General features: G+C 73.3%; 19 protein-coding genes and 1 riboswitch. Of the genes, 5 read left to right on the forward strand and 14 right to left on the reverse strand.

The genetic code is table 11. From position 1 onward, the window contains the following. Nucleotides 1-9: 9 nt before the first annotated feature. Entirely contained in the window at nucleotides 10-2,856 is a 2,847-nt protein-coding gene (locus O7617_RS19855) for a LuxR C-terminal-related transcriptional regulator (RefSeq protein ID WP_282257305.1), read from the forward strand. Between the two features lie 14 nt (nucleotides 2,857-2,870). Here O7617_RS19855 and O7617_RS19860 read toward each other — a convergent pair whose 3' ends face one another. The 5 genes from O7617_RS19860 to O7617_RS19880 all read right to left on the reverse strand — a co-directional run bounded on the left by O7617_RS19860 (nucleotide 2,871) and on the right by O7617_RS19880 (nucleotide 5,855). After that, nucleotides 2,871-3,419: a DsbA family protein gene (locus O7617_RS19860; RefSeq protein ID WP_282257306.1), complete on the reverse strand. Its 549-nt coding sequence runs from the start codon at nucleotides 3,417-3,419 to the stop codon at nucleotides 2,871-2,873. Continuing rightward, the gene (locus O7617_RS19865) at nucleotides 3,416-3,913 is read right to left on the reverse strand and encodes a redoxin domain-containing protein (RefSeq protein ID WP_282257307.1); all 498 of its coding nucleotides are present in this window, start codon (nucleotides 3,911-3,913) and stop codon (nucleotides 3,416-3,418) included. The genes O7617_RS19860 and O7617_RS19865 overlap by 4 nt, the downstream gene beginning before the upstream one ends. 93 nt (nucleotides 3,914-4,006) lie before the next feature. Next, a complete protein-coding gene (locus O7617_RS19870) occupies nucleotides 4,007-4,693 on the reverse strand; it encodes a BON domain-containing protein (protein ID WP_282257309.1) in 687 nt (228 codons plus the stop codon). A gap of 494 nt (nucleotides 4,694-5,187) precedes the next feature. Continuing rightward, on the reverse strand, nucleotides 5,188-5,586 hold the full coding sequence (locus O7617_RS19875; RefSeq protein WP_282257311.1) for a hypothetical protein: 399 nt from the start codon (nucleotides 5,584-5,586) through the stop codon (nucleotides 5,188-5,190). Between the two features lie 128 nt (nucleotides 5,587-5,714). Continuing rightward, the gene (locus tag O7617_RS19880; RefSeq protein WP_282257313.1) at nucleotides 5,715-5,855 is read right to left on the reverse strand and encodes a hypothetical protein; all 141 of its coding nucleotides are present in this window, start codon (nucleotides 5,853-5,855) and stop codon (nucleotides 5,715-5,717) included. A 387-nt stretch (nucleotides 5,856-6,242) separates the two neighbouring features. Here O7617_RS19880 and O7617_RS19885 point away from each other — a divergent pair, with 387 nt between their 5' ends. Continuing rightward, on the forward strand, nucleotides 6,243-6,605 hold the full coding sequence (locus O7617_RS19885; RefSeq protein ID WP_030330302.1) for an STAS domain-containing protein: 363 nt from the start codon (nucleotides 6,243-6,245) through the stop codon (nucleotides 6,603-6,605). A gap of 10 nt (nucleotides 6,606-6,615) precedes the next feature. On the opposite strand, the gene O7617_RS19890 is transcribed toward O7617_RS19885, so the two are convergent. Further along, the gene (locus O7617_RS19890) at nucleotides 6,616-7,443 is read right to left on the reverse strand and encodes a 5'/3'-nucleotidase SurE (protein ID WP_282257314.1); all 828 of its coding nucleotides are present in this window, start codon (nucleotides 7,441-7,443) and stop codon (nucleotides 6,616-6,618) included. Then, nucleotides 7,440-8,435: a PfkB family carbohydrate kinase gene (locus tag O7617_RS19895; RefSeq protein ID WP_282257317.1), complete on the reverse strand. Its 996-nt coding sequence runs from the start codon at nucleotides 8,433-8,435 to the stop codon at nucleotides 7,440-7,442. Before O7617_RS19895 ends, O7617_RS19890 begins: the two co-directional genes overlap by 4 nt. Before the next feature lie 148 nt (nucleotides 8,436-8,583). On the opposite strand from O7617_RS19895, the gene O7617_RS19900 reads away from it, so the two are divergent. Next, nucleotides 8,584-9,051 carry an SRPBCC family protein gene (locus O7617_RS19900; RefSeq protein ID WP_282257319.1) on the forward strand — a complete coding sequence of 156 codons (468 nt, stop codon included), beginning with the start codon at nucleotides 8,584-8,586 and terminating at the stop codon, nucleotides 9,049-9,051. A gap of 319 nt (nucleotides 9,052-9,370) precedes the next feature. On the opposite strand, the gene O7617_RS19905 is transcribed toward O7617_RS19900, so the two are convergent. The 6 genes from O7617_RS19905 to O7617_RS19930 all read right to left on the reverse strand — a co-directional run bounded on the left by O7617_RS19905 (nucleotide 9,371) and on the right by O7617_RS19930 (nucleotide 15,772). Beyond that, the gene (locus O7617_RS19905; RefSeq protein ID WP_282257321.1) at nucleotides 9,371-9,541 is read right to left on the reverse strand and encodes a hypothetical protein; all 171 of its coding nucleotides are present in this window, start codon (nucleotides 9,539-9,541) and stop codon (nucleotides 9,371-9,373) included. Nucleotides 9,542-9,607: 66 nt separating this feature from the next. Further along, nucleotides 9,608-10,123 (reverse strand): hypothetical protein, encoded by a 516-nt coding sequence (locus O7617_RS19910; RefSeq protein WP_282257322.1) that lies wholly within the window; start codon nucleotides 10,121-10,123, stop codon nucleotides 9,608-9,610. 119 nt (nucleotides 10,124-10,242) lie between these two features. After that, on the reverse strand, nucleotides 10,243-11,256 hold the full coding sequence (locus O7617_RS19915) for a hypothetical protein (protein ID WP_282264802.1): 1,014 nt from the start codon (nucleotides 11,254-11,256) through the stop codon (nucleotides 10,243-10,245). Between the two features lie 55 nt (nucleotides 11,257-11,311). Continuing rightward, nucleotides 11,312-11,443, reverse strand: a riboswitch (cyclic di-AMP (ydaO/yuaA leader). A gap of 113 nt (nucleotides 11,444-11,556) precedes the next feature. Next, on the reverse strand, nucleotides 11,557-12,474 hold the full coding sequence (locus tag O7617_RS19920; protein ID WP_282257324.1) for a cation diffusion facilitator family transporter: 918 nt from the start codon (nucleotides 12,472-12,474) through the stop codon (nucleotides 11,557-11,559). Between the two features lie 106 nt (nucleotides 12,475-12,580). Continuing rightward, on the reverse strand, nucleotides 12,581-14,698 hold the full coding sequence (locus O7617_RS19925; protein ID WP_282257326.1) for an AAA family ATPase: 2,118 nt from the start codon (nucleotides 14,696-14,698) through the stop codon (nucleotides 12,581-12,583). 108 nt (nucleotides 14,699-14,806) lie between these two features. Beyond that, the gene (locus tag O7617_RS19930; RefSeq protein WP_282257327.1) at nucleotides 14,807-15,772 is read right to left on the reverse strand and encodes an alpha/beta hydrolase; all 966 of its coding nucleotides are present in this window, start codon (nucleotides 15,770-15,772) and stop codon (nucleotides 14,807-14,809) included. A 169-nt stretch (nucleotides 15,773-15,941) separates the two neighbouring features. Between O7617_RS19930 and O7617_RS19935 the strand changes: the two genes are divergently transcribed. Further along, on the forward strand, nucleotides 15,942-16,568 hold the full coding sequence (locus tag O7617_RS19935) for a carbonic anhydrase (protein WP_282257329.1): 627 nt from the start codon (nucleotides 15,942-15,944) through the stop codon (nucleotides 16,566-16,568). 92 nt (nucleotides 16,569-16,660) lie between these two features. On the opposite strand, the gene O7617_RS19940 is transcribed toward O7617_RS19935, so the two are convergent. Next, entirely contained in the window at nucleotides 16,661-16,990 is a 330-nt protein-coding gene (locus tag O7617_RS19940) for a hypothetical protein (protein WP_282257332.1), read from the reverse strand. A gap of 307 nt (nucleotides 16,991-17,297) precedes the next feature. On the opposite strand from O7617_RS19940, the gene O7617_RS19945 reads away from it, so the two are divergent. Beyond that, the gene (locus O7617_RS19945; protein WP_030330284.1) at nucleotides 17,298-17,789 is read left to right on the forward strand and encodes a DUF3145 domain-containing protein; all 492 of its coding nucleotides are present in this window, start codon (nucleotides 17,298-17,300) and stop codon (nucleotides 17,787-17,789) included. The last annotated feature ends 52 nt before the right edge of the window (nucleotides 17,790-17,841 follow it).

Here is a 17,841-nt window from a genome sequence, read left to right on the forward strand (position 1 = left end):
TGGGGCCGGGTGCCGGAACAGGATCAGGTGTCTGTCGGGGCGGCGCCGCTGCTGGCGTCCCGACTGACTCCGGCCGTGCCGCCGGAGCCGGTGGTGGCCCGACCCCGACTGCTGCGCAGGTTGGACGAGGGAAGCGCGGGGCCGGTCACCCGGATCGCCGCTCCCGCCGGTTGGGGCAAGACCACGTTGCTCGCGTCCTGGGTTCGGCTGGGCGGCGCTCCGGCCGAGGTGGAGCCGGGTGCGGTGGTGCCCGACTCCGGCGAAGTCGCGGCCCCGCCCGAGGCCGGTCCGGTTCCGGCGTGGGTGTCCGTGGAGGTCGGCGACGATGGTGACCGGCTCTGGGCGTACCTCGCGGCGGCGTTGCGGTCGGCGACCAGCTCGACGGAGAGCGGCCCGGTGCCCGACCGACCGCCGCGTCCCGAGCACCTGGAGGCGCTGGCGGCCTCGCTCGCCGCCGCGGACCGGCCGGTGCTGCTGATCCTGGACGACCTGCACCGCATCGCCGACCCGGCCGCGTTGACCGGGTTGGAGTTCCTGCTGCGCCACGCCGAGCAGCGGTTGCGTCTGGTGATCGGCGCGCGGGCCGGGCTGCAGCTGCCGCTGCACCGGCTCCGCCTCGCCGGGGAACTGACCGAGATCGGCCCGGACGAGTTGGCGTTCACCGACGACGAGGTGGCCGACCTGCTCACCGCGCACGGCGCCGTGCTGCCGGCGACCGCCGTGCGCCGTCTGCGGGAGCGCACCGGAGGGTGGCCGGCCGCGCTGCGCATCGCGGCCCTGGCGGTACGCGGCCAGCCCGACCCGGAGCGCTGGGCGGGACAGTTCGGCGGTGACCAACCGGAGATCGCCGGCTACCTGCACGAGGAGGTGCTGACGACGCTCGACCCGGCCGAGGAGGACCTGCTGCGGCGTACCGCAATCGTCGACACCGTCTGCGCCGACCTGGCCGAGGCGCTGACCGGCCGTGCCGACGCCGGGCAGGCGCTCGCCGACCTGGCCGGGGCGGGCGGTCTGCTGCACCGGGACGACACCCGCCCGCCCTGGTACCGCTGCGAGCCTCTGCTGGCCGACCTGCTCCGCGCCGACCTGGCCCGGCTGCCCGCCGACGACCTGCGCGATCTGCATGCCCGGGCCGCCGACTGGTACGCGGGTGACGGCCGACCGGCCGACGGGCTGCGGCACGCGCTGGCCGCCGGTCGGTGGGACCTGGCCGGCGACCTCTTCGTCGCGCACTGGCCGGAACTGACCCGGTACGACAGTGAACCGGTGCCCGCCCCCGCCCCCGCCGCCCCACCGGCGGAGGTGGTCCGCGCCGACCCGGAGGTGGCGCTGGCCTGTGCCGCCGAGCGCGCGTACGCGGGCGACCTGCCGGCCGCCACCGGCCACCTCCACGCGGCGGCCGAACACGCGGCGGGCCTTCCCGTGCCGCGTCGGGACCGGTTCCTGCGGTTGGTCACCGCACTGGAGGTGAGCGTGGCCCGGCTCGCCGACGACCCGGCGGAGGTGCGGGCCGCCGCCGCCCGTCTGCTGCGAACCCGCCCGCCGGGTGCCACGCCGACCCGGGTGCCGGAGTCAGGGCCGAGTGGGCCGTCCAACTCCGCCCCCACCACCGGCGGGGGCGGTGCGGCCGACGACGCGGACCTGCGGGCGTTCACCGGCACCGCGCTGGGGCTCGTCGAGTTGGCCGAGGGCGCGTTGCCGGTCGCCCGCTTCGTCCGGGCCCGGGCGGCAGCGCGGGAGTCCGGTCGGCCGCGTACCGAGTTGGTCGGCGCCAGCCGCGCCGCACTTCTGCTCGCGGTGCGTGGGGAACTGCGCGCGGCCGAGCAGGCGGCCCGGGACGCACTGGGCATGCCACCTTGCCGAGGCTGGTCCTGTCGGCTCGACTGCGCCTACGCGTACCTGGCGCTGGCAGTGGTGGCCCTGCTGCGCGACCAGCCCGACGAGGCTGCGGCGAACCTCGCTCTCGCCGGTCCGGCGCTCGGCGTCGCCGACGGGTGGGTCGGCGGCGTCGAGCCCGACACCGGCGAGGACTGGCTCGCCGCCGCCTCCGGCGAACCGGTGGCGGCGGCGGTGGCGGCACTGTGCCGGGCGCAGTTGTACCGCGACGCCGGTGACCCGGCGGCCGGCCAGCGGCTCCTCGTCCGGGCTGGCGCGGTGCTGGCCGACCGTCCCTCCGCCACCGAACTGACCAGCCTCCTGCGGGCCGCCGAGGCCGAACTGCGCGCCGAGCGGGGCGATCTGGACGCCGCCCGCGACCTACTGGCCGGTGCGACCGACGACCCGGTGCTCGCGGTGGCGGTGGCGAAGGTGGAGTTGCTGGCCGGCGACGCCGCCGCCGGGCGGGCGCTGCCGGCCTGGCAGTCGCCGACAGCCACAGCCTGGCCCCTGCCGGTACGCCTGGACGCGGGCCTGCTGGACGCCGTGCTGGCCGAGCAGGCCGGGGACGGCCGTCGGGCCGGTCGGGTCCTGGAAGAGGTGCTCGATCTGGCCGGCCCGCAGGGCTGCCGGCGGGTCTTCACCCACGCCGCACCACCCGTGCGGGACCTGCTGGCCGCCCACCTGGACGCGGGTACGGCGCACTTCACGCTGGTCAGTGACCTGGTGCGGGGGACCAGCACGGGCACGGCCCGGCCGGTCGCCGCCGCCTCGGGGGGTGTCCTCGACGAGCCGCTCACCGAGCGGGAGCTGACGATCCTGCGTTACCTGCAGAGCATCCTGTCCAACGTGGAGATCGCCGGCGAACTGTCGCTCTCGGTCAACACGGTGAAGACCCACGTCCGCAACATCTACCGCAAACTCGACGCGACCCGCCGGCGTGAAGCGGTCCGGCGGGCGCGCGAGTTGCGGCTGATCTGATCGGGTCGAGGCGGTCAGGCGTCACCGGCGGCGTCCACGGCCGTCAGCAGGTCGGGCAGGTCGTAGCCGCCGTCGTGCCGGACGCCGTTGACGAACAGGGTCGGTGTGCCGTTCACCCCGCTGCGGATGCCGCCCACGAAGTCCCGGCGCACCCGGTCCGCGTGCGCACGGCTCTCCACCTCGGCGTTCAACTCGTCCGGGGGCAACCCGACCTGCTCGACACCGAGCGAGAGGTGCACCGGGTCGAGTTGGTCCTGGTGCTCGTAGAGCCAGTCGTGCATCTCCCAGAACCGGCCCCGCACCCCGGCGGCCTCGGCCGTCTCGGCGGCGCGTTCGGCGTACGGGTGGACGTTGGCGATCGGGAAGTACCGGTAGACCAGCCGTACGGTGTCGGCCCGCTGCCGCAGCAACTCGTGCAGGTTCGGGTACGCCGCACCGCAGAACTGGCACTGGAAGTCGCCGTACTCGACCACGGTGACGGCCGCGTCGGCCGGACCGCGGATGTGGTCCTCGGTGGTCACCGGGTCCCGGAGTCGGGCGGTGACCTGCAGTGGCGTGGTCATCCGGTCGTCACCTTCCGGTCGGCGGCGAGTTGGTCCAGCGCGTCGAAGATGCCGTCGGCGCCCGGGTTCACCTCGGGCGGCGAGAGATGGCTCCAGGCCACGGTCCCCGTCGGGTCGAGCACCACGAGCGCGCGGGCGGCCTCACCCCGCGGCTGGTACGCGCCGTAGGCGCGGGCCACCTCGCCCTTTGGCTCGAAGTCGGCCAGCAGTGGGAACTCGATGCCCCGGCTCTCCGCGAACGCCCGGTGCGACCAGATGCTGTCCACCGAGAGGCCGAGCACCACCGCCTGGTACTGCGCGAAGACGGGGGCGGCGGACTGGTAGAGCGACATCTGGTCACCGCAGACCGGGCTCCAGTCGGCGGGGTAGAAGGCGAGCACCACCGGTCGGCCGCGGAACTGCTCAGGCCCCATCGGGTCCCCAGCAGGGGTGGCCGGCAGGGTGAAGCCGGGCGCGGCGTGCCCCGGCTGGATCAGCCCGTTCGGATCACTCATGCCCCCAGCCTGCCCCCGGGGTGGGTGAGACGGGCTCACCCACCCCGGGTGGTTCCGTGCCGGGCGGCGCTCAGCGCCGTGCGGGGCGCTCGCTCACCGCAGACCCGGGGCGACGGCGATGTGGTTCTGCACCTCACGGATGCCGGGCGCGGACCACGCCACCTGTTCGACCTCCGCCCGCTCGGGCATCGAGTGGACCAACCCGGCGAGCACCGCCGTGTCACCGTGCACCCGGACGCTGATCCGTTCGGCTTCGGTGGCACCGGCTCGGGCGAGCGCGTCGACGATCCGGTCGGCCAGGTTCCGACCGTCCGGTGGGGCGGCCGGTCGGACGGCGATGCCGTTGCTCACCCCGCGTACGCCGGTCAGTCGGCTGACGGCCCGCTCGGCGGCGCGGCGCTGGTACTCCCACTCGACGTCGCCGTGCAGCGTCACCCAGCCCGCCGAGACGGTGACCTGGAGCTTCTCGATCGGCACGAACGCGTCCCACTCCAGTGCGTGGCTGGCGGCGGCGGCCAGGTCGGGGTCGGTGCGCTCTGCGCCGTCGGCCAGTTGTACGGCCAGGTCGTTGGCGACCGCCCGAACCCGGGCGACCCGGTGTGCGGCCCGTTCGGCGGCCCACTTCTTCGCGTAGCTGTCCACCCGGCCGGTCAGTGTGACGACGCCCTCGCCGACGGTCACGCCGATCTCGTGCGGCTGCACCCGTGGTTCCCAGGTCAGCTCGTCGAGTACGGCGGACTGGATGTCCTGGTCGGTACGGCTGATCTCCGCGATGGCCATCTGTCCTCCTCCCGTGCTCCGTCGGCGAACCGGGCGGCGACTCGCAGCCGGAGGCCCGCCGACGTCGAACCTGCCGCAGCCTCGGGTGAACCGTCCTCGCCCGGAAGGGGTGACGACACGGTCGGCGCGGACCGTCTCCCACCCGTGGGAGCGCTTCCATTACGAGCGCATTTCGGTTACGGTAATCGCGTTCCTCGATCGCGGGAGCCGTCGCGTCGGGTGGTGGAGTCAGGGCAGCTCCGTCCGTCCCCGGCGTCGTGCTCGTCCCCCGGGCCACGACGTTCCCACTCGGTCGACCCCGTCCCCCGGGGTGTGCCCACCACCACCACCACCACCATCACCACCACCACCCGAGCACCGGTCCGCCGGGCCGCCTGAGGGGTCCGGCACCCGGCGGACCGGTTCCACCCCGTACCGACCCCAGCGGTACGGGCCCCGTTCGACCTGGGTCGATCGGGGCCCGTGGGATGCGCGGTGCGGGGGAAGGTCGTCGGTCAGACCGCCGGTGAGTTGGGGCGATCCACGTCGACGAACTCCACGTCGTCGACGGTGGAGTCGTCCCGGCTGCCGGCGGCCCGCGCGGCGGAACCGACGGCCCAGCCGACCGCCGCGCCGACCAGGGCCGCGCCGATCAGCAGGGTCCAGGGCAGAGCCGGCTGGCGACCGGCCAGCGCGTCGAAGGCCAGCGAAGCACGGCGGCGTGCCTCCTCGGCGGCGGAGCCGACCAGGTCACCGGCGCCATCGGCCAGGTCACCGCTGTTGCGACGGGCCGACCGCGCGGTGTCCCGCACACTGTCTCCGGCGGAGCTGACGGCGGAGACCAGGTGCTCCCACGCCTGGTCCGCGATCCGCTCCGGCTTGCTGCGGCGATCCAGCAGGTTGGTTCCGAACATCGTGGTTACCTCCTCGGGTGCCGTAGCCGCCGGCCACTTCGGACTTCGGCGTCTGTTCAGCGCGTCACGGTTCGCCTACCCCGCCAGTGCCCAGGGTCGCCCGCGCGCAAACCCGGCCGGGCGGTACCTCAACGCACCGCCACCGCCGTAGCGCCCCTGGCGAAGTCGTCGTCATCGTCGTCATCGTCGCCGCCTCCGCCGAAACCGCAGGCCAGCACCAGGGCGAGCAGCACGCCGACGCCAGCCAGCCCTGCAAGTCGCTTGATCATTGAAGGTCCTCTCCGTCACGGTGGGTGTCCCGGCCCGATGCTAGGACGGGTCGGCAACCACGGGCACCGATCCGGCCGGGGGTCGTGGACGACACGCCGGTGGCACGCGGGATGGGCGTACGTCGTGGGGCGGTTGTCGGGCGCGCCGGGTCCGGACGGCTACCCTGGTCCGGCGACGCGTCGGTCACGACTGATCGACGAGCCGCAGATAACGAAAAGTGTTGAGTAATCAGATACTGAAAAGTACGGATATGGGCCGCTTTGTTGGCTCGGATCCGCGAATTGCTCATCCCGAGGGGTGGCGACCGAGGCCGTTGGAGGAATACTCTCGGTCGCGGCCCGCGTACTGATGAGGCGCCCGGGGGACGGGCGGGTGGAGGTGCTCGCGTGAGCCTGTCGATCGTGAAGTCGGTTCTGTCCGGTGGTGTCGTGGAGATCGCCCCGCGGGGCGAGATCGACGTCGACACAGCGTACGAGGTGCGCGAAGCGATCGCGGAGGTGCTGGCCAAGGGTCGGCCCCTGCGCATCGAGCTCAACATGAGGCTGGTCACCTTCATCGACTCCGTCGGCATCAGCGCCATGGTCGCCGGCTTCCAGACGGCCGAGGTCAGCGACGTCAAGCTGGTGGTGACCGAACCGAGCCGGTTCGTGCACCGGCAGCTCTGGGTGACCGGTCTGCTCGGCCTGTTCGGCGCTCCGGAGCCCTACTTCGCCGGGGCCGCCACCCCCGAGGTGCTGCCGGGCGCCTGACGCCCCCGCGTCAGGTCTGCTCGTCCAGCCCGGTCAGGTCCACGTCGGCCGCTTCGGTGACCGCCCGGATGGCCGTCACCGACGCGTACCCGGCGGCCAGCAACGCCACGTCGGTGCCGGGCTGTGCGGCCTGCCCCGGCTCCTCCAACGAGGTACGCACGTAGCCGTGCCCGGATTCGGCCACCGTCATCTGCACCTGGCCGAAGCTGGCCAGCGCACCTCGACGCACCCCGCGCAACTCCCCGTGCGGCAGGTCCGGTGCGTTCACGTTCAGCACGCTCTCCAACGGCGCTGAGGTCAACCGGGGGAGCAGATCCAGGGCGACCCGTGCGGCGGTGCTCCAGTGCCGTTCGGCGTCGCGTACCCGGGCGGCGGCGTCCACCGCGGCACCGCCGCTCGCCGCCGTCGCCTCACCCGCGGAGAGCACGTCGAGGGAGACCGCCATGGCGCGACACCCGTTCGTGGCGGCGGTGAACGCGGCCCCCACCGTTCCCGAGTGCAGCACCGCCCGGCCGGCGTTGGCGCCCCTGTTGATTCCGGAGAGCACCACCGACGGGGGCGGACCGAACGCGCCGTGCAGGGCGATCAGCGTGATGAACCCGGGGGAGCCGCCGACTCCGTACGCGGGCACTCCCGCCAGGTCCGGTAGCGGATGATCGTTCACGACGACCCTCCCGTCCCGTTCCATCGCGCTCATCGCGGCGCTGGTGCCGCTCGCCTCCTCCAAGGGCGCGGCGACCACCACGTCCAGGCCCCGCTGCACGGCCGCCCAGGCGAGTGCCTGGATGCCGGGTGCTGCTATCCCGTCGTCGTTGGTGATCAGGACCCGCAGGGTCATCGGTCGACCACCCGGTCGGCCAGCTCCTCGGGGGTGGTCCGCTCCTGTGGCCGGCTGTCCGCCGGTACCAGCCGGACCCGGTCCACGAGTCCGGTGATCGAGTCCAGCCGTCCGGTGCCCAGGCCGTGCCGGGTCACGTTCAACGCGCCGGCTGCGGCGCCGGTCCGGATGGCGGTCCGGATGTCCCCGCCGCCGGCCACGACGGCGGCGACCCCGGCGGTCATCGAGTCGCCCGCGCCGCGCGGATCGGCCGCCTCCAGCCGGGGCATCTCGACCTCGAACAACTCCCCGTCGATGAGCGCGAGCGCCGGCTGGTCGGCCCGGCTCACCACCACCGTCTCGGCACCGGCCGCGTGCAGCTCGTACATCGCCCGGGTCAACTCCACGCTGTCGTCGGTGCGGGCGCGGCCGTCGCGGATCAGCTCCTCGTGGCTCACCTTGAGGAAGAACACCCCGCTCTCCAGCACCGCGGAGAGATGATCGCCGGAGAGGTCGACCACCACCCGGCCGCCGTTGGCGCCGAGGTCCGCCGCGAACCGCCGGTACAGGTCGGCGGGGACGAGCCACGGCTCGTTCGGCCCGCTGAGGATGCTCACGGCCGCCGCCAAGCCCTCCCCGAGGGCCAGGTTGTACAGCTCGTCGAGTTCGTGTCGGCTCAACGGCTGCCCCGGCACGTCCGCGATCTCCTCCCGGGACCCGCCCCGGCGGTCGTGCACGTACCCGCCGCTGCCGGAGTCACGGACCACCATCTTGAGGTCGACGCCCTCGCTGACCAGCAGCGGCTCCAGCACCTGCCCGATCTCGCCGCCGAGGGCGGCGCAGAGCACCACGTCGACGCCGAGCGACATCACCATCCGGGCCTGCCAGACGCCCTGCCCGCCGGGGTGCAGGTGCAACTCCGGGTGGTCGTTGGGCTGGTCCACGGTCACCGTCAGCTGTGGCGTTGGCGCGAAGACCATCACGTGCCCGCTCACCGGATCGTCGCCGTTCATGGTGTCCACCCTCAGCACGGTTGGGTTATTCATCACTAATGCGACAAATAGTAGCTTGCATCCCATCCTCCGACGCCCGCCCAGCGGGGCGTTGCCAGCCAGACATCGGTAGGGGACGATCGTGCGACAGTCGACGGCGGGAGACGGTGTGCTCAGCAGCGATACCTTCAGCTACACCGTTCAGGCCCGATGCTCGGTCGCCCACGCGGCCGCGCTGCTCAGCGACCTGACCCGGCAGGGTGAGCTGCACCCACTGATCGTCCGGGTCCGCCGACTGCCGCCCCGCCCCGGCGCGCAGGCCAGCTACACGATCAACGACCGGCTGGCGGCCGGCCCGCTGCGCTTCACCACCACCTACCACGCGGACGTACTGAGCAACGAGGACGACGAGATCGTCATGGTGGCCCGTCAGTGGCCGGCCACCACCGTCCACAACCACACCCGGCTACGCCCCGAGCCGGACGGCCTGGTCCGCGTCGACGTCGAGATCACCCTGACCGCGCCGACACCGCTGTTCCGGTACGCGTTCCGCCAGGCCCGTGCCGCTCACCTCGCCCTGGCCACCCGCCTGGGCCCGGCCCTGGAACGCGCCAGCAACCCCCCACCCACCACCTGACCCCGCGCGTGCGCGCCCCGCGCGTGCGCGCCCCGCGCCTGCGCGCCCCGCGCGTGCGCGCCCCGCGCGTGCGCGCCCCGCGCGCCGCGTCTCGCGTCTCGCGCCGCGCGCCAAGATCCGAGCAACATCCCGGATGTTGCTGCCTCCGGGGCGCAGGAGGCAGCACTATCCCTGATGTTGCGGGGATCTTGAGGTCGAAACACCCGGCGCGACCGCCCGGAGCGGATCGGCGAGCCCGCAGCCGTCAAGGCCACGCTCGATCATGGATGTAGTGGCCTGATGGTGCCCAGGAGACCCCTGCATCATGGTTGTAGCGCGATCATGGTCCCGTGGTCACGGTCGGGGTGCGGTCGCGGTCGGGGGGCGTGGCGGCGGTCGGGGGTGTGGGTTCGGTCAGGCGCGTGGTCGCGGTCGCGGTGTGGTCACCGCTGGGCTCCCCGGTGGGCGCGTCGGCGAGGATGTGCAGGCCGCAGGCGTGGGTCGCGGTCACGGCGAGGTCACCGCAGGGGCGTCGGGGCACGGCCACCCACGCGGCGTGGTCACCGCTGTGGCCTGGTCAGGGCGCCGTGGGCGTCGACCTGCGGGCGTTGCTCACGGTGGCTGGTCGGGCGGCCCGCTGCCGTCCCCACGGCTTGTAGGTGGAGAGCACCGTCGCGATGATCATGAGGCTGGTCGACACTGCTGGTGCGATCACCAGGTCGGCGCGGTCCCGCGCGGGCAGGGCGGCGCTCAACGCCCCGGCGTGGCGCAGGTTCGGGGTGAGCAGGAACAGCACCAGCCCGACCATCACCGTGGTGAGCACGAGCTTGACCAGCACCCACCGGTAGCGCAGCAGGCCCCACGGTGTGAGCAGCGCGCTGGCGACGCCGACCAGCCAGACCAGGATGCTCAGTGGCGCGAACAGGACCGTGCCGACCAGCGCGCCGACCGGGTAGAGCACCGCCGGGTCGCCGCCCCGTTGCACGGCGATGCCGAGGGTGAGCAGCACCAGGTCGGTGCCGAGCCAGCCCAGCGAGGTGACCAGGTGCAGGGTGAGCAGCCCCTTGCGGGCGGCCGGTGGGATCCGAGGCATACCGCGATGTTGCCCGTCGACCGCGGCCGGGTCGTCCGACGACCGGCGACATCGGGTGTACGCCCCGCGACGTAGCCGTGGCCGGTGCCCCCGGGCAGGTGGGCACCGGCCACGGGTGGTCAGTAGACGGACAGGTGTACGTGGTTGGTGTGGTCGCTGGACGGGTCGCCGCCCGCCCCGCTGTACGACTTCCACCCGCTGCTGGGCAGCCAGATCTGCCGGTACCAGATCACGTAGAGCACGGCGAGCCGGTCGGCGTTGCGGATGAAGTACGCGGCCAGGTTGTTGCCGTACGTCTTGTCGCCGCCGGTGGCGTCCCCGCCGAAGCCGCCCTTCTGCGCGGCGAAGTCGCAGGCTCGGCCCTTCGGGTGTTCGCCGGAGCCCCCGCTGCGGTGGCAGGAGACGTACCTGGTGAAGCCGGCTGCCTTGGCCTGGTTGAGGGCGTGCAGGGTGCGCGGGGTGATGCAGCCGCTGGCCGGCGTGGGGTCGTCGACGCTGCACGACTCCTTCGGCCAGGAGCCGTCGGAGTTGCGGGGCGCGGCCTTCGCGTTGCTGGTGGAGGTGCCCCGGTTGGAGCCGGTGTCGGCGGTGGTCTGTGGCTTCGGGGCCGTGGCGACGGTCAGGGCCCGCTCGGCCTGCTCCTTGCGCTTGGCCATCACCGCGACCTGCTTGCGTTGTTCGGTGATCTCACCGTCCAGGGCGGCGCGGGTGCGGTTGGCCTGGTCCTTGGTGGTGAGGAGGTCGCGCAGCACCCGGTCCTCGTTGGCGGCCACCGCGTCCAGGGAGGCGGCCCGGTCCATGAAGCCTTCCGGGGTGTTGCTGTTGAGCAGCGCCGAGATCGTGCTGAGTCGTCCGGTGCGGTACGCGACGCCGGCGATCTCGCCGACCTTGCCGCTGCGCTGGTCGAGCTCGACCTCGATGGTCTTCAGTTGGGTGGTGAGCTGCTGCTGCCGCTGCACGGAGGTGTCCAGGGCGCGTTTCGCGTCCAGGTAGCCCTTGCTGGCGGCCTCCAGTTGGGCGCGGAGTGCCGGGGTGCCGCCCTCTTCGTCGGAGTCGGGTGCGGCGGCCCGCTGGCCGGTCGGGGGAGCGGCCGAGGCGGTGCCGGCCGGGAGCGCGACGCCGAGAGCGAGCATCGCGACGATCAGGGCCGCCAGTCGGGCGGCGGGTGGTCGTGCTGGTGCCACTGCGCAGTCCTTCCGTCAGCCGCCGACCGGGTTAGCTGACGGGTTCGGGACGGAAGATCCCTACCGCTGACGCGGATGCACCCCAGGAACGTGGTTCCCCGGTTCGCCCGTGCGGGCGATTAGGCGACGACCACCACCGGCGCCGGGAGGCGCCGCCTGGTGGCGGCCGGGACAGAGCCTACCGGTACCGGTGGGGCCGCTGCAGCGAATGTGACGGACGGTGCGTGCGTCATCACGGTGAATCGACCTTCACCACTCGATGGAGCCGCATTCTCCGGATGCCGCGCCCGGCTCGATCTGCAACGTGGCGTGCTCGATGCGGAAGTCGTCGTGCAGGGCGGTGCGCGCGGCGGTGAGCACCGCGCCGACCTCCGCGCCGGGCTCCATGGTCAGGTGGGCGGAGGCGACGTCCATGCCCGAGGTGAGCGTCCAGACGTGCAGGTCGTGCACCTCGACCACGCCGGGGACTGCGGCCAGCCGGTCGTGCACGGCGGTCACCTGGAGGTGTTCCGGTGCGGCCTGCACCAGGATGCGGATGGCCGCGCGGGCCAGCCGCCAGGTGCGCGGCAGGATGAACACGCCGATGGCGACGGCGACCAGCGGATCGGCCCACCACCAGTCGGTGACGGTGATGAGCACCGCCGCGCCGATCACGCCGACCGAGCCGAGCAGGTCGCCGAGCACCTCCAGGTAGGCGCCCTGGATGTTGATGCTCTCCCGCGCGCCGGCGCGGAGCAGGCCGAACGCGGCGATGTTCGCCAGCAGGCCGAGCACCGCCACCACGAGCATCGGACCGGTGATGACCTCGTGCGGGTCGCCGAAGCGGCGGATCGCCTCGATCACCACGTAGACCGCGACGCCGGAGAGCAGGACGGCGTTGGCCAGCGCGGCGAGCACCTCGAGTCGGTAGAGCCCGAAGGTGCGCTGCGGGTCGCCGGTGGCCCGTCGGGTGGCGGTGATCGCGGCGAGCGCCATGCCGATGCCGAGCACGTCGGTGAACATGTGCCCGGCATCGGAGAGCAGGGCGAGTGAGCCGGTGTGCAGGGCGGTCACCGCCTCGACCACCATCAGGGTGGCGAGCAGCCCGAACGCCGCCCAGAGTCGCCCCCGGTGCTGGTGCGCGGCATTGGCGACGGACCCGTGGTGGTGGTCATGACCTGCGCCCACGTGAATCACCTTCCGCCGCGATCCGGGATCCGGTCCAATGTATGTTCACATCGCAATGTGTGCAAGTGTCAGGGCGGCGGGCTCTCATCGGCCTCATCCGGGCAGGTCAGCCGGTCGGGTCGATGGTGGTGAGTCGCTGGGTGGCCCGGGACAGCGCCACGTACAGGGTGCGTACTCCGGCGCCCGGATCCGCCCGGATCTCGCTCGGCGCGACCAGCACCACTCCGTCGTACTCCATGCCCTTGGCCTCCAGGCTGGTGACCACCTGCAACCTCGGCGCGGCGAGCGCGTCGAGCCAGCCGACGACCTCGTCGCGGCGCGGCACCGGCGTGATCACGCCGACCGTGCCCTCCACCTCGGCCAGCAGGTCGGCGGCCGCCTTCACGGTCGCGGTCTCCAGCCCGGTCGCGGGCACCACCAACTCGACCGGATCGACCCCGGTGGAGCGGACGGCGCTCGGCAGCGGCAGATCCGGGTACAGCCGACGGATCTCCGCCGCCGCCACCGCGAAGATCTCGGAGGAGTTGCGGTAGTTCGTGGTCAGCGTGAAGTCGTGCCGTTTGCGCCGCCCCAGCGCCTGGTCCCGGGCCCGGTCCAACTCGTCGGGGTCGCCGGTCCACGCGGTCTGCGCGGGGTCACCCACCACGGTCCAGGAGGCCAACCGCCCCCGACGGCCGATCATCCGCCACTGCATCGGTGAGACGTCCTGCGCCTCGTCGACGACCACGTGCGCGTACTCCCGGTAGTCCTCCGGCCGCTCCCGGGCCGCCGCCCGGGCGGCCCGCTGTCGGTCGGCGGCGGTGCTCAGCTCGCGTACGCCCCCGGCGAGCTGGAACGGGTCACGACGGGCCCGGGCCGGTTGTGCCGGCTTCCCGAGCAGCGCGTCCAGTTCGTCCAGCAGCGCGATGTCGGCGATGGTGAGCCCGGCCGAGTCCAGGTCCCGGTACGCGGCGGTGAGCAGCCGGATCTCCGCGCCGGAGAGGATCCCCCCGGCGTACCGGCGCAGCCGGTCCGGCCGGGTCAGCCAGCCGAGAACGTGCCGAGGGTGCAGACGCGGCCACCACGCCTTCAGGAACTCCCGGAACTCCGACCGCTCGGCGATCTCCGCCTCGAAGGCCCGCTGCTCCGGCAGCCGGGTGACGCCCACCTCACGGGCCTGCGCCCAGAGCGCGGCGAACACCCCGTCGAAGCCGGCCCGGCGCACCTCGTTGCGTCGGGCGCCCCGGTGCAGCGCGCGGTCCCGGATCCGGTCCAGCGTCGTCCGGTCCAGCCGCAGCAGCGTGCCCCGGTAGAGCAGCCGCAGCTCACCCGGGCCGCCCGGCACCGCGTCGCGGGACGCCCGCTCCAGCACCCGACGCATCCGCAGCGAGCCCTTCACCGCCGCCACCTCGGGCGGGTCGGTGCGGGTGGCGGTCATCCCCGGGAAGAGGGTGCCCAGCGAGTGCAGGGTCGCGGTGTCCTCACCGAGCGACGGCAACACCGAGCCGATGTACTCCACGAAGACCGACGACGGGCCCACCACCAGGATGCCGCCGCCCGCGTACCGGCTGCGGTCGGAGTAGAGCAGGAACGCGGCCCGGTGCAGGGCCACCGCCGTCTTGCCGGTGCCGGGGCCACCCGCGACGATCGTCACCCCGTTACCGGGCGAGCGGATCGCCTCGTCCTGCTCCCGCTGGATGGTCGCCACGATGTCCCGCATGCCCCGGCCGGTGGCCTTGGACAGGGTGGCCAGCAACGCCCCGTCACCGACGACCGTCATCCCCTCCGGAGCGGCGGTCGGGTCCAGCAGGTCGTCCTCGATCCGGGTGACACGCTCGGCGCGGGACTGGATCGTGCGGCGACGCACCACGTTCAGCGGCTGCGCCGGGGTGGCCTGGTAGAAGGCGGCGGCGGCCGGCGCCCGCCAGTCGACGACGAGGGTGCTGGCGTCCTCGTCCCGGATCCCGAGCCGCCCGACGTGCAGCACCTGACGGTCGCGCAGGTCCAGCCGCCCGAAGACCAGCCCCTCGTGCTCGGCGTCCAGCGTGTGTCGTCGCTGTGCCGCGTGGAAGACCATCGCGTCGCGCTCCACGAGCGCGCCGAAGGTGCCCACCCGAGCCATCCGGTAGCCGTCGCGCTCGGCGCGGACCGCCGACTGCCGCAGCTCGGCCAACCGGGCGTACACCCGGTCGAGGTGGCGTTGCTCGACGGCGATCTCCTGCTCCAGGCCGGTCTGGTCGGTCAACGCACGCTCCTTCGACTGTCGCCGGCAGGCGGCGGGAACCGCGCAGGCCGACCGCAGAAGGGTACGGCCCCGGGCCCGGCCCGCCGCGCCCGAGGTGCGGGAACGTGCTCAGGCGGGGGTCGCGTCGAGGCTGCGGGAGGGCGGTTCGGCGAGCACCCGGCGCAAAACTCCGGTGAGCGCGGCGTTGACCTCGTCCGGGCGTTCCATCATCAGCATGTGCCCGGCACCAGGGCAGATGGTCAGCTCGGTGGCCGGCAGAGTCGCCGCGATCGACTCCGCGCACGGCGGTGGGGTCAGCCGGTCCCGGTCGCCGACCAGTGCGGCGGCCGGCAGCGGAGCCAGCGCGGCGAGGGTTTCCAGGCGGTGCTGGGCGCCGATGGAGGCGCGGAACCCCCCGATCGAGCGCAGCGAGGCGCGCGCCACCGCCGAGGTCACCAGGCGGAGGTCGGACGGTTCGCAGCGGTCGCCGAACAGCATCCATCGAATGCTCGGCCGCAGCGCGTTCAACAACGCTCGGGGTGCCCGCCACGAACCGCATCGGGCCAACACGCCGGCACCCGTCGTCTCGGCCAGCCGGATCAGCCGGGCGATCCGCGGCGAGAGGCCGTAGACGGTGTGCGTGTGCCCCTCGGCGGTGGTCGAGACGAAGACCAGCCCGGAGGTACGGGCGGCGAAGTGCTCCGGGTGGCGGTGGGCGTACTCCATGATCGTCATGCCGCCCATCGAGTGCCCGACCAGGACCACCGGCCCGGTCGGCGCCACGGTGTCGATCACCGTGGCCAGGTCGTCGCCGAGCTGGGCCAGGGTGGCCGTGGGCAGCGTCATACAGCTGGAGCGGCCGTGCCCCCGCGCGTCGTAGGTGACCACCCGCACCGCCCCGCCGAGCGACGCCGCGCCGAGCGCCTCGACCTGCCGGTGCCAGGCGCGCCCGTCGAGCGTCCAGCCGTGCAGCAGGACGGCTGTCACCTGGGCGTCCGGCGGCCCGGTCACCCCGACGTTGAGCCGTACGCCGTCCGGCATGGCGACCTCGAGCCGTACGCCGTCCGGCTCGGTGACCTCGAATCGCTCCGGCATCGCCACCTCCCCAGGGCCGCCCAGCACCACGAGCACCGGGATACCCGGCGGTAACACCGGCTACCCGCCATGAGAGCACGCCAATCGCGCCAGGGCGAACATTCCCGACCCCGCCCCTGATCGGCGGCGGAAGGCCAAGCTGAACGGCATGGGGTCGTCGGGAGCACCCATGGGTGGGACGCCGGGGCAGGAACGGCAGGCCGGCGGCACGCCCCGTGCCGCGCTGGCCGACCTGCTCGCCGGCAACCGGCGGTTCGTCAGCGGCCGGCCGATCCACGGGCACGACGTCACGGCCGCCGCCGCAGCGGCCTCCGGTGACCAGCAGCCGTACGCGGTGGTGCTCGGCTGCATCGACTCGCGGGTGCCGCTGGAGGCGATCTTCGACCAGACGTTCGGCGCGATCTGCGTGATCCGTACCGGCGGGCATGTGCTCGACCGGGCGGTGTGCGGCTCCATCGAGTACGTGGTCCGGCAGCTCGGCGTACCCCTGGTGATGGTCCTCGGCCACGAGCGGTGCGGCGCGGTGGGTGCCACGGTGGACGCGCTGCGCACCGGGGAGCGGCCCGGGGGGTCGCTGGCGTACCTGGTGGACGAGATCGCCCCGGCGGTGAGCGAGGTCGGGTTCGACGACCCGGCGGTGCACCCGCTGGCCGTCCGCCGGCACGTCCGGCGGACGGTGCGCACGCTGCGCGACGACGAGCTGCTGGCCGGGCCGGTGGCCGCCGGTCGGGTGGCCGTCACCGGCGGCCTTTACGATCTCGCCACCGGTGAGGTCGCCCTCCTCGACCCGGGCTGACCGTCCCACCCGCGCCGCCGGTCCGAGCGCGCGCGAAACCGCCCGCCGGGAAGTCCCGGCGGGCGGTTTCAGATGATGCGGTGGGGGAGGGCTCAGCCCTCGAAGACACCGGCCGCGACGAGGCGCTTCTCGGTGGCCTCCCAGCCGTCACCCGGGTGGGTGGCAGCCAGGGTGTTGATCTCCGCCCGGATCTTGGCGGCGTGGCCGGCGGCGGCCAGCACGCGGATCTCCTCGACGAAGGCGTCCGAGTCGGTGCGCAGGTGCGCGGTCTTGCCGTTGGTCAGGTTCCGCACGTAGGCGTGCTTGCCGCCGTTGAGCGGGATGAGGTACTTGAACTCGCCCAGCACGCTGAGGGCGCCACCCTGGCCAGCCTGGCCGGCCCGGACTGACGCGCGCGCGGTCTTAGAGGTGTTGCTCGCCACGGAGGTACTCCTTGCAAGACGTACGGGAGGACTGGACGTCCGGGGGCTGTGTGCGGGCCGAACGGACTCGGCTCGCGTAGGTGTAACGCGGCAGAAGCCGCCGGTGGAACTGTACAGGACCACGACATCATGCTGGTCGTCGCGGTGTCCTGAGAGGCAACGGCAGCCACCCGTCCGGCTATTCCGCCCGGCGTTTTTTCCGATTCCCTGGCGCACCACGCGTCACAGGAGTCATCATGTGTTGCACGAGCCACCTGGGTGGTCGAGGTCGTAGGGGAAGACGCACCTCGCTCTCCGGGAGGTCACCGTGCCAACGCGTGGCGTCGTATACGTCCACTCGACCCCGCTCGCCGTGTGCTCACACGTCGAGTGGGCGATCGCGCGCGTCCTAGCCGCGCCGGTCAACCTGCAGTGGACGGCTCAGCCCGTCGACCCCGGCGCACGCCGGGCCGAGTGCGGGTGGACCGGCCGTCCGGGAACGGGCGCCGAGCTGGCTGCTGCCCTACGGCAGTGGCCCATGATCCGTTTCGAGGTCACCGAGGAGCCGAGTCCCGGTGCCGACGGTGAACGCTTCATGTACGTGCCGGCCCGTGGCCTGTTCCGGGCCACCGTCGGCGTGGCCGGGGACATCCAGCTCGGCGAGGACCGGCTGCGGACGCTGATGGCCGCCTCCCGGGCCCCGGAGGCGCTGGCGCACGCGCTGGACAAGGCGCTGGGCACCGCGTGGGACGCCGACCTGGAGCCCTACCGATACGCCGGCGACGGCGCGCCGGTGACCTTGCTCACCCGGGTCGGCTGACTCGTCCGCGTGCCGGTCGGGCAACCTGCACGCACGTCGTCGGTGGCGCCTG

The sequence above is a fragment of the Micromonospora sp. WMMD1155 genome, assembly GCF_029581275.1.
Classification (GTDB): Bacteria; Actinomycetota; Actinomycetes; order Mycobacteriales; family Micromonosporaceae; genus Micromonospora.

Bases quoted from the DNA above. Each gene is read 5' to 3' on its own strand.
- O7617_RS19915 (WP_282264802.1), bottom strand. From the start codon at position 11,256: ATGCTCGCTCTCGGCGTCGCGCTCCCGGCCGGCACCGCCTCGGCCGCT.
- O7617_RS19910 (WP_282257322.1), bottom strand. From the start codon at position 10,123: ATGCCTCGGATCCCACCGGCCGCCCGCAAGGGGCTGCTCACCCTGCAC.
- O7617_RS19895 (WP_282257317.1), bottom strand. From the start codon at position 8,435: ATGAACGGCGACGATCCGGTGAGCGGGCACGTGATGGTCTTCGCGCCA.
- O7617_RS19930 (WP_282257327.1), bottom strand. From the start codon at position 15,772: ATGCCGGAGCGATTCGAGGTCACCGAGCCGGACGGCGTACGGCTCGAG.
- O7617_RS19880 (WP_282257313.1), bottom strand. From the start codon at position 5,855: ATGATCAAGCGACTTGCAGGGCTGGCTGGCGTCGGCGTGCTGCTCGCC.
- O7617_RS19870 (WP_282257309.1), bottom strand. From the start codon at position 4,693: ATGGCCATCGCGGAGATCAGCCGTACCGACCAGGACATCCAGTCCGCC.
- O7617_RS19860 (WP_282257306.1), bottom strand. From the start codon at position 3,419: ATGACCACGCCACTGCAGGTCACCGCCCGACTCCGGGACCCGGTGACC.
- O7617_RS19875 (WP_282257311.1), bottom strand. From the start codon at position 5,586: ATGTTCGGAACCAACCTGCTGGATCGCCGCAGCAAGCCGGAGCGGATC.
- O7617_RS19890 (WP_282257314.1), bottom strand. From the start codon at position 7,443: ATGACCCTGCGGGTCCTGATCACCAACGACGACGGGATAGCAGCACCC.
- O7617_RS19935 (WP_282257329.1), top strand. From the start codon at position 15,942: ATGGGTGGGACGCCGGGGCAGGAACGGCAGGCCGGCGGCACGCCCCGT.
- O7617_RS19865 (WP_282257307.1), bottom strand. From the start codon at position 3,913: ATGAGTGATCCGAACGGGCTGATCCAGCCGGGGCACGCCGCGCCCGGC.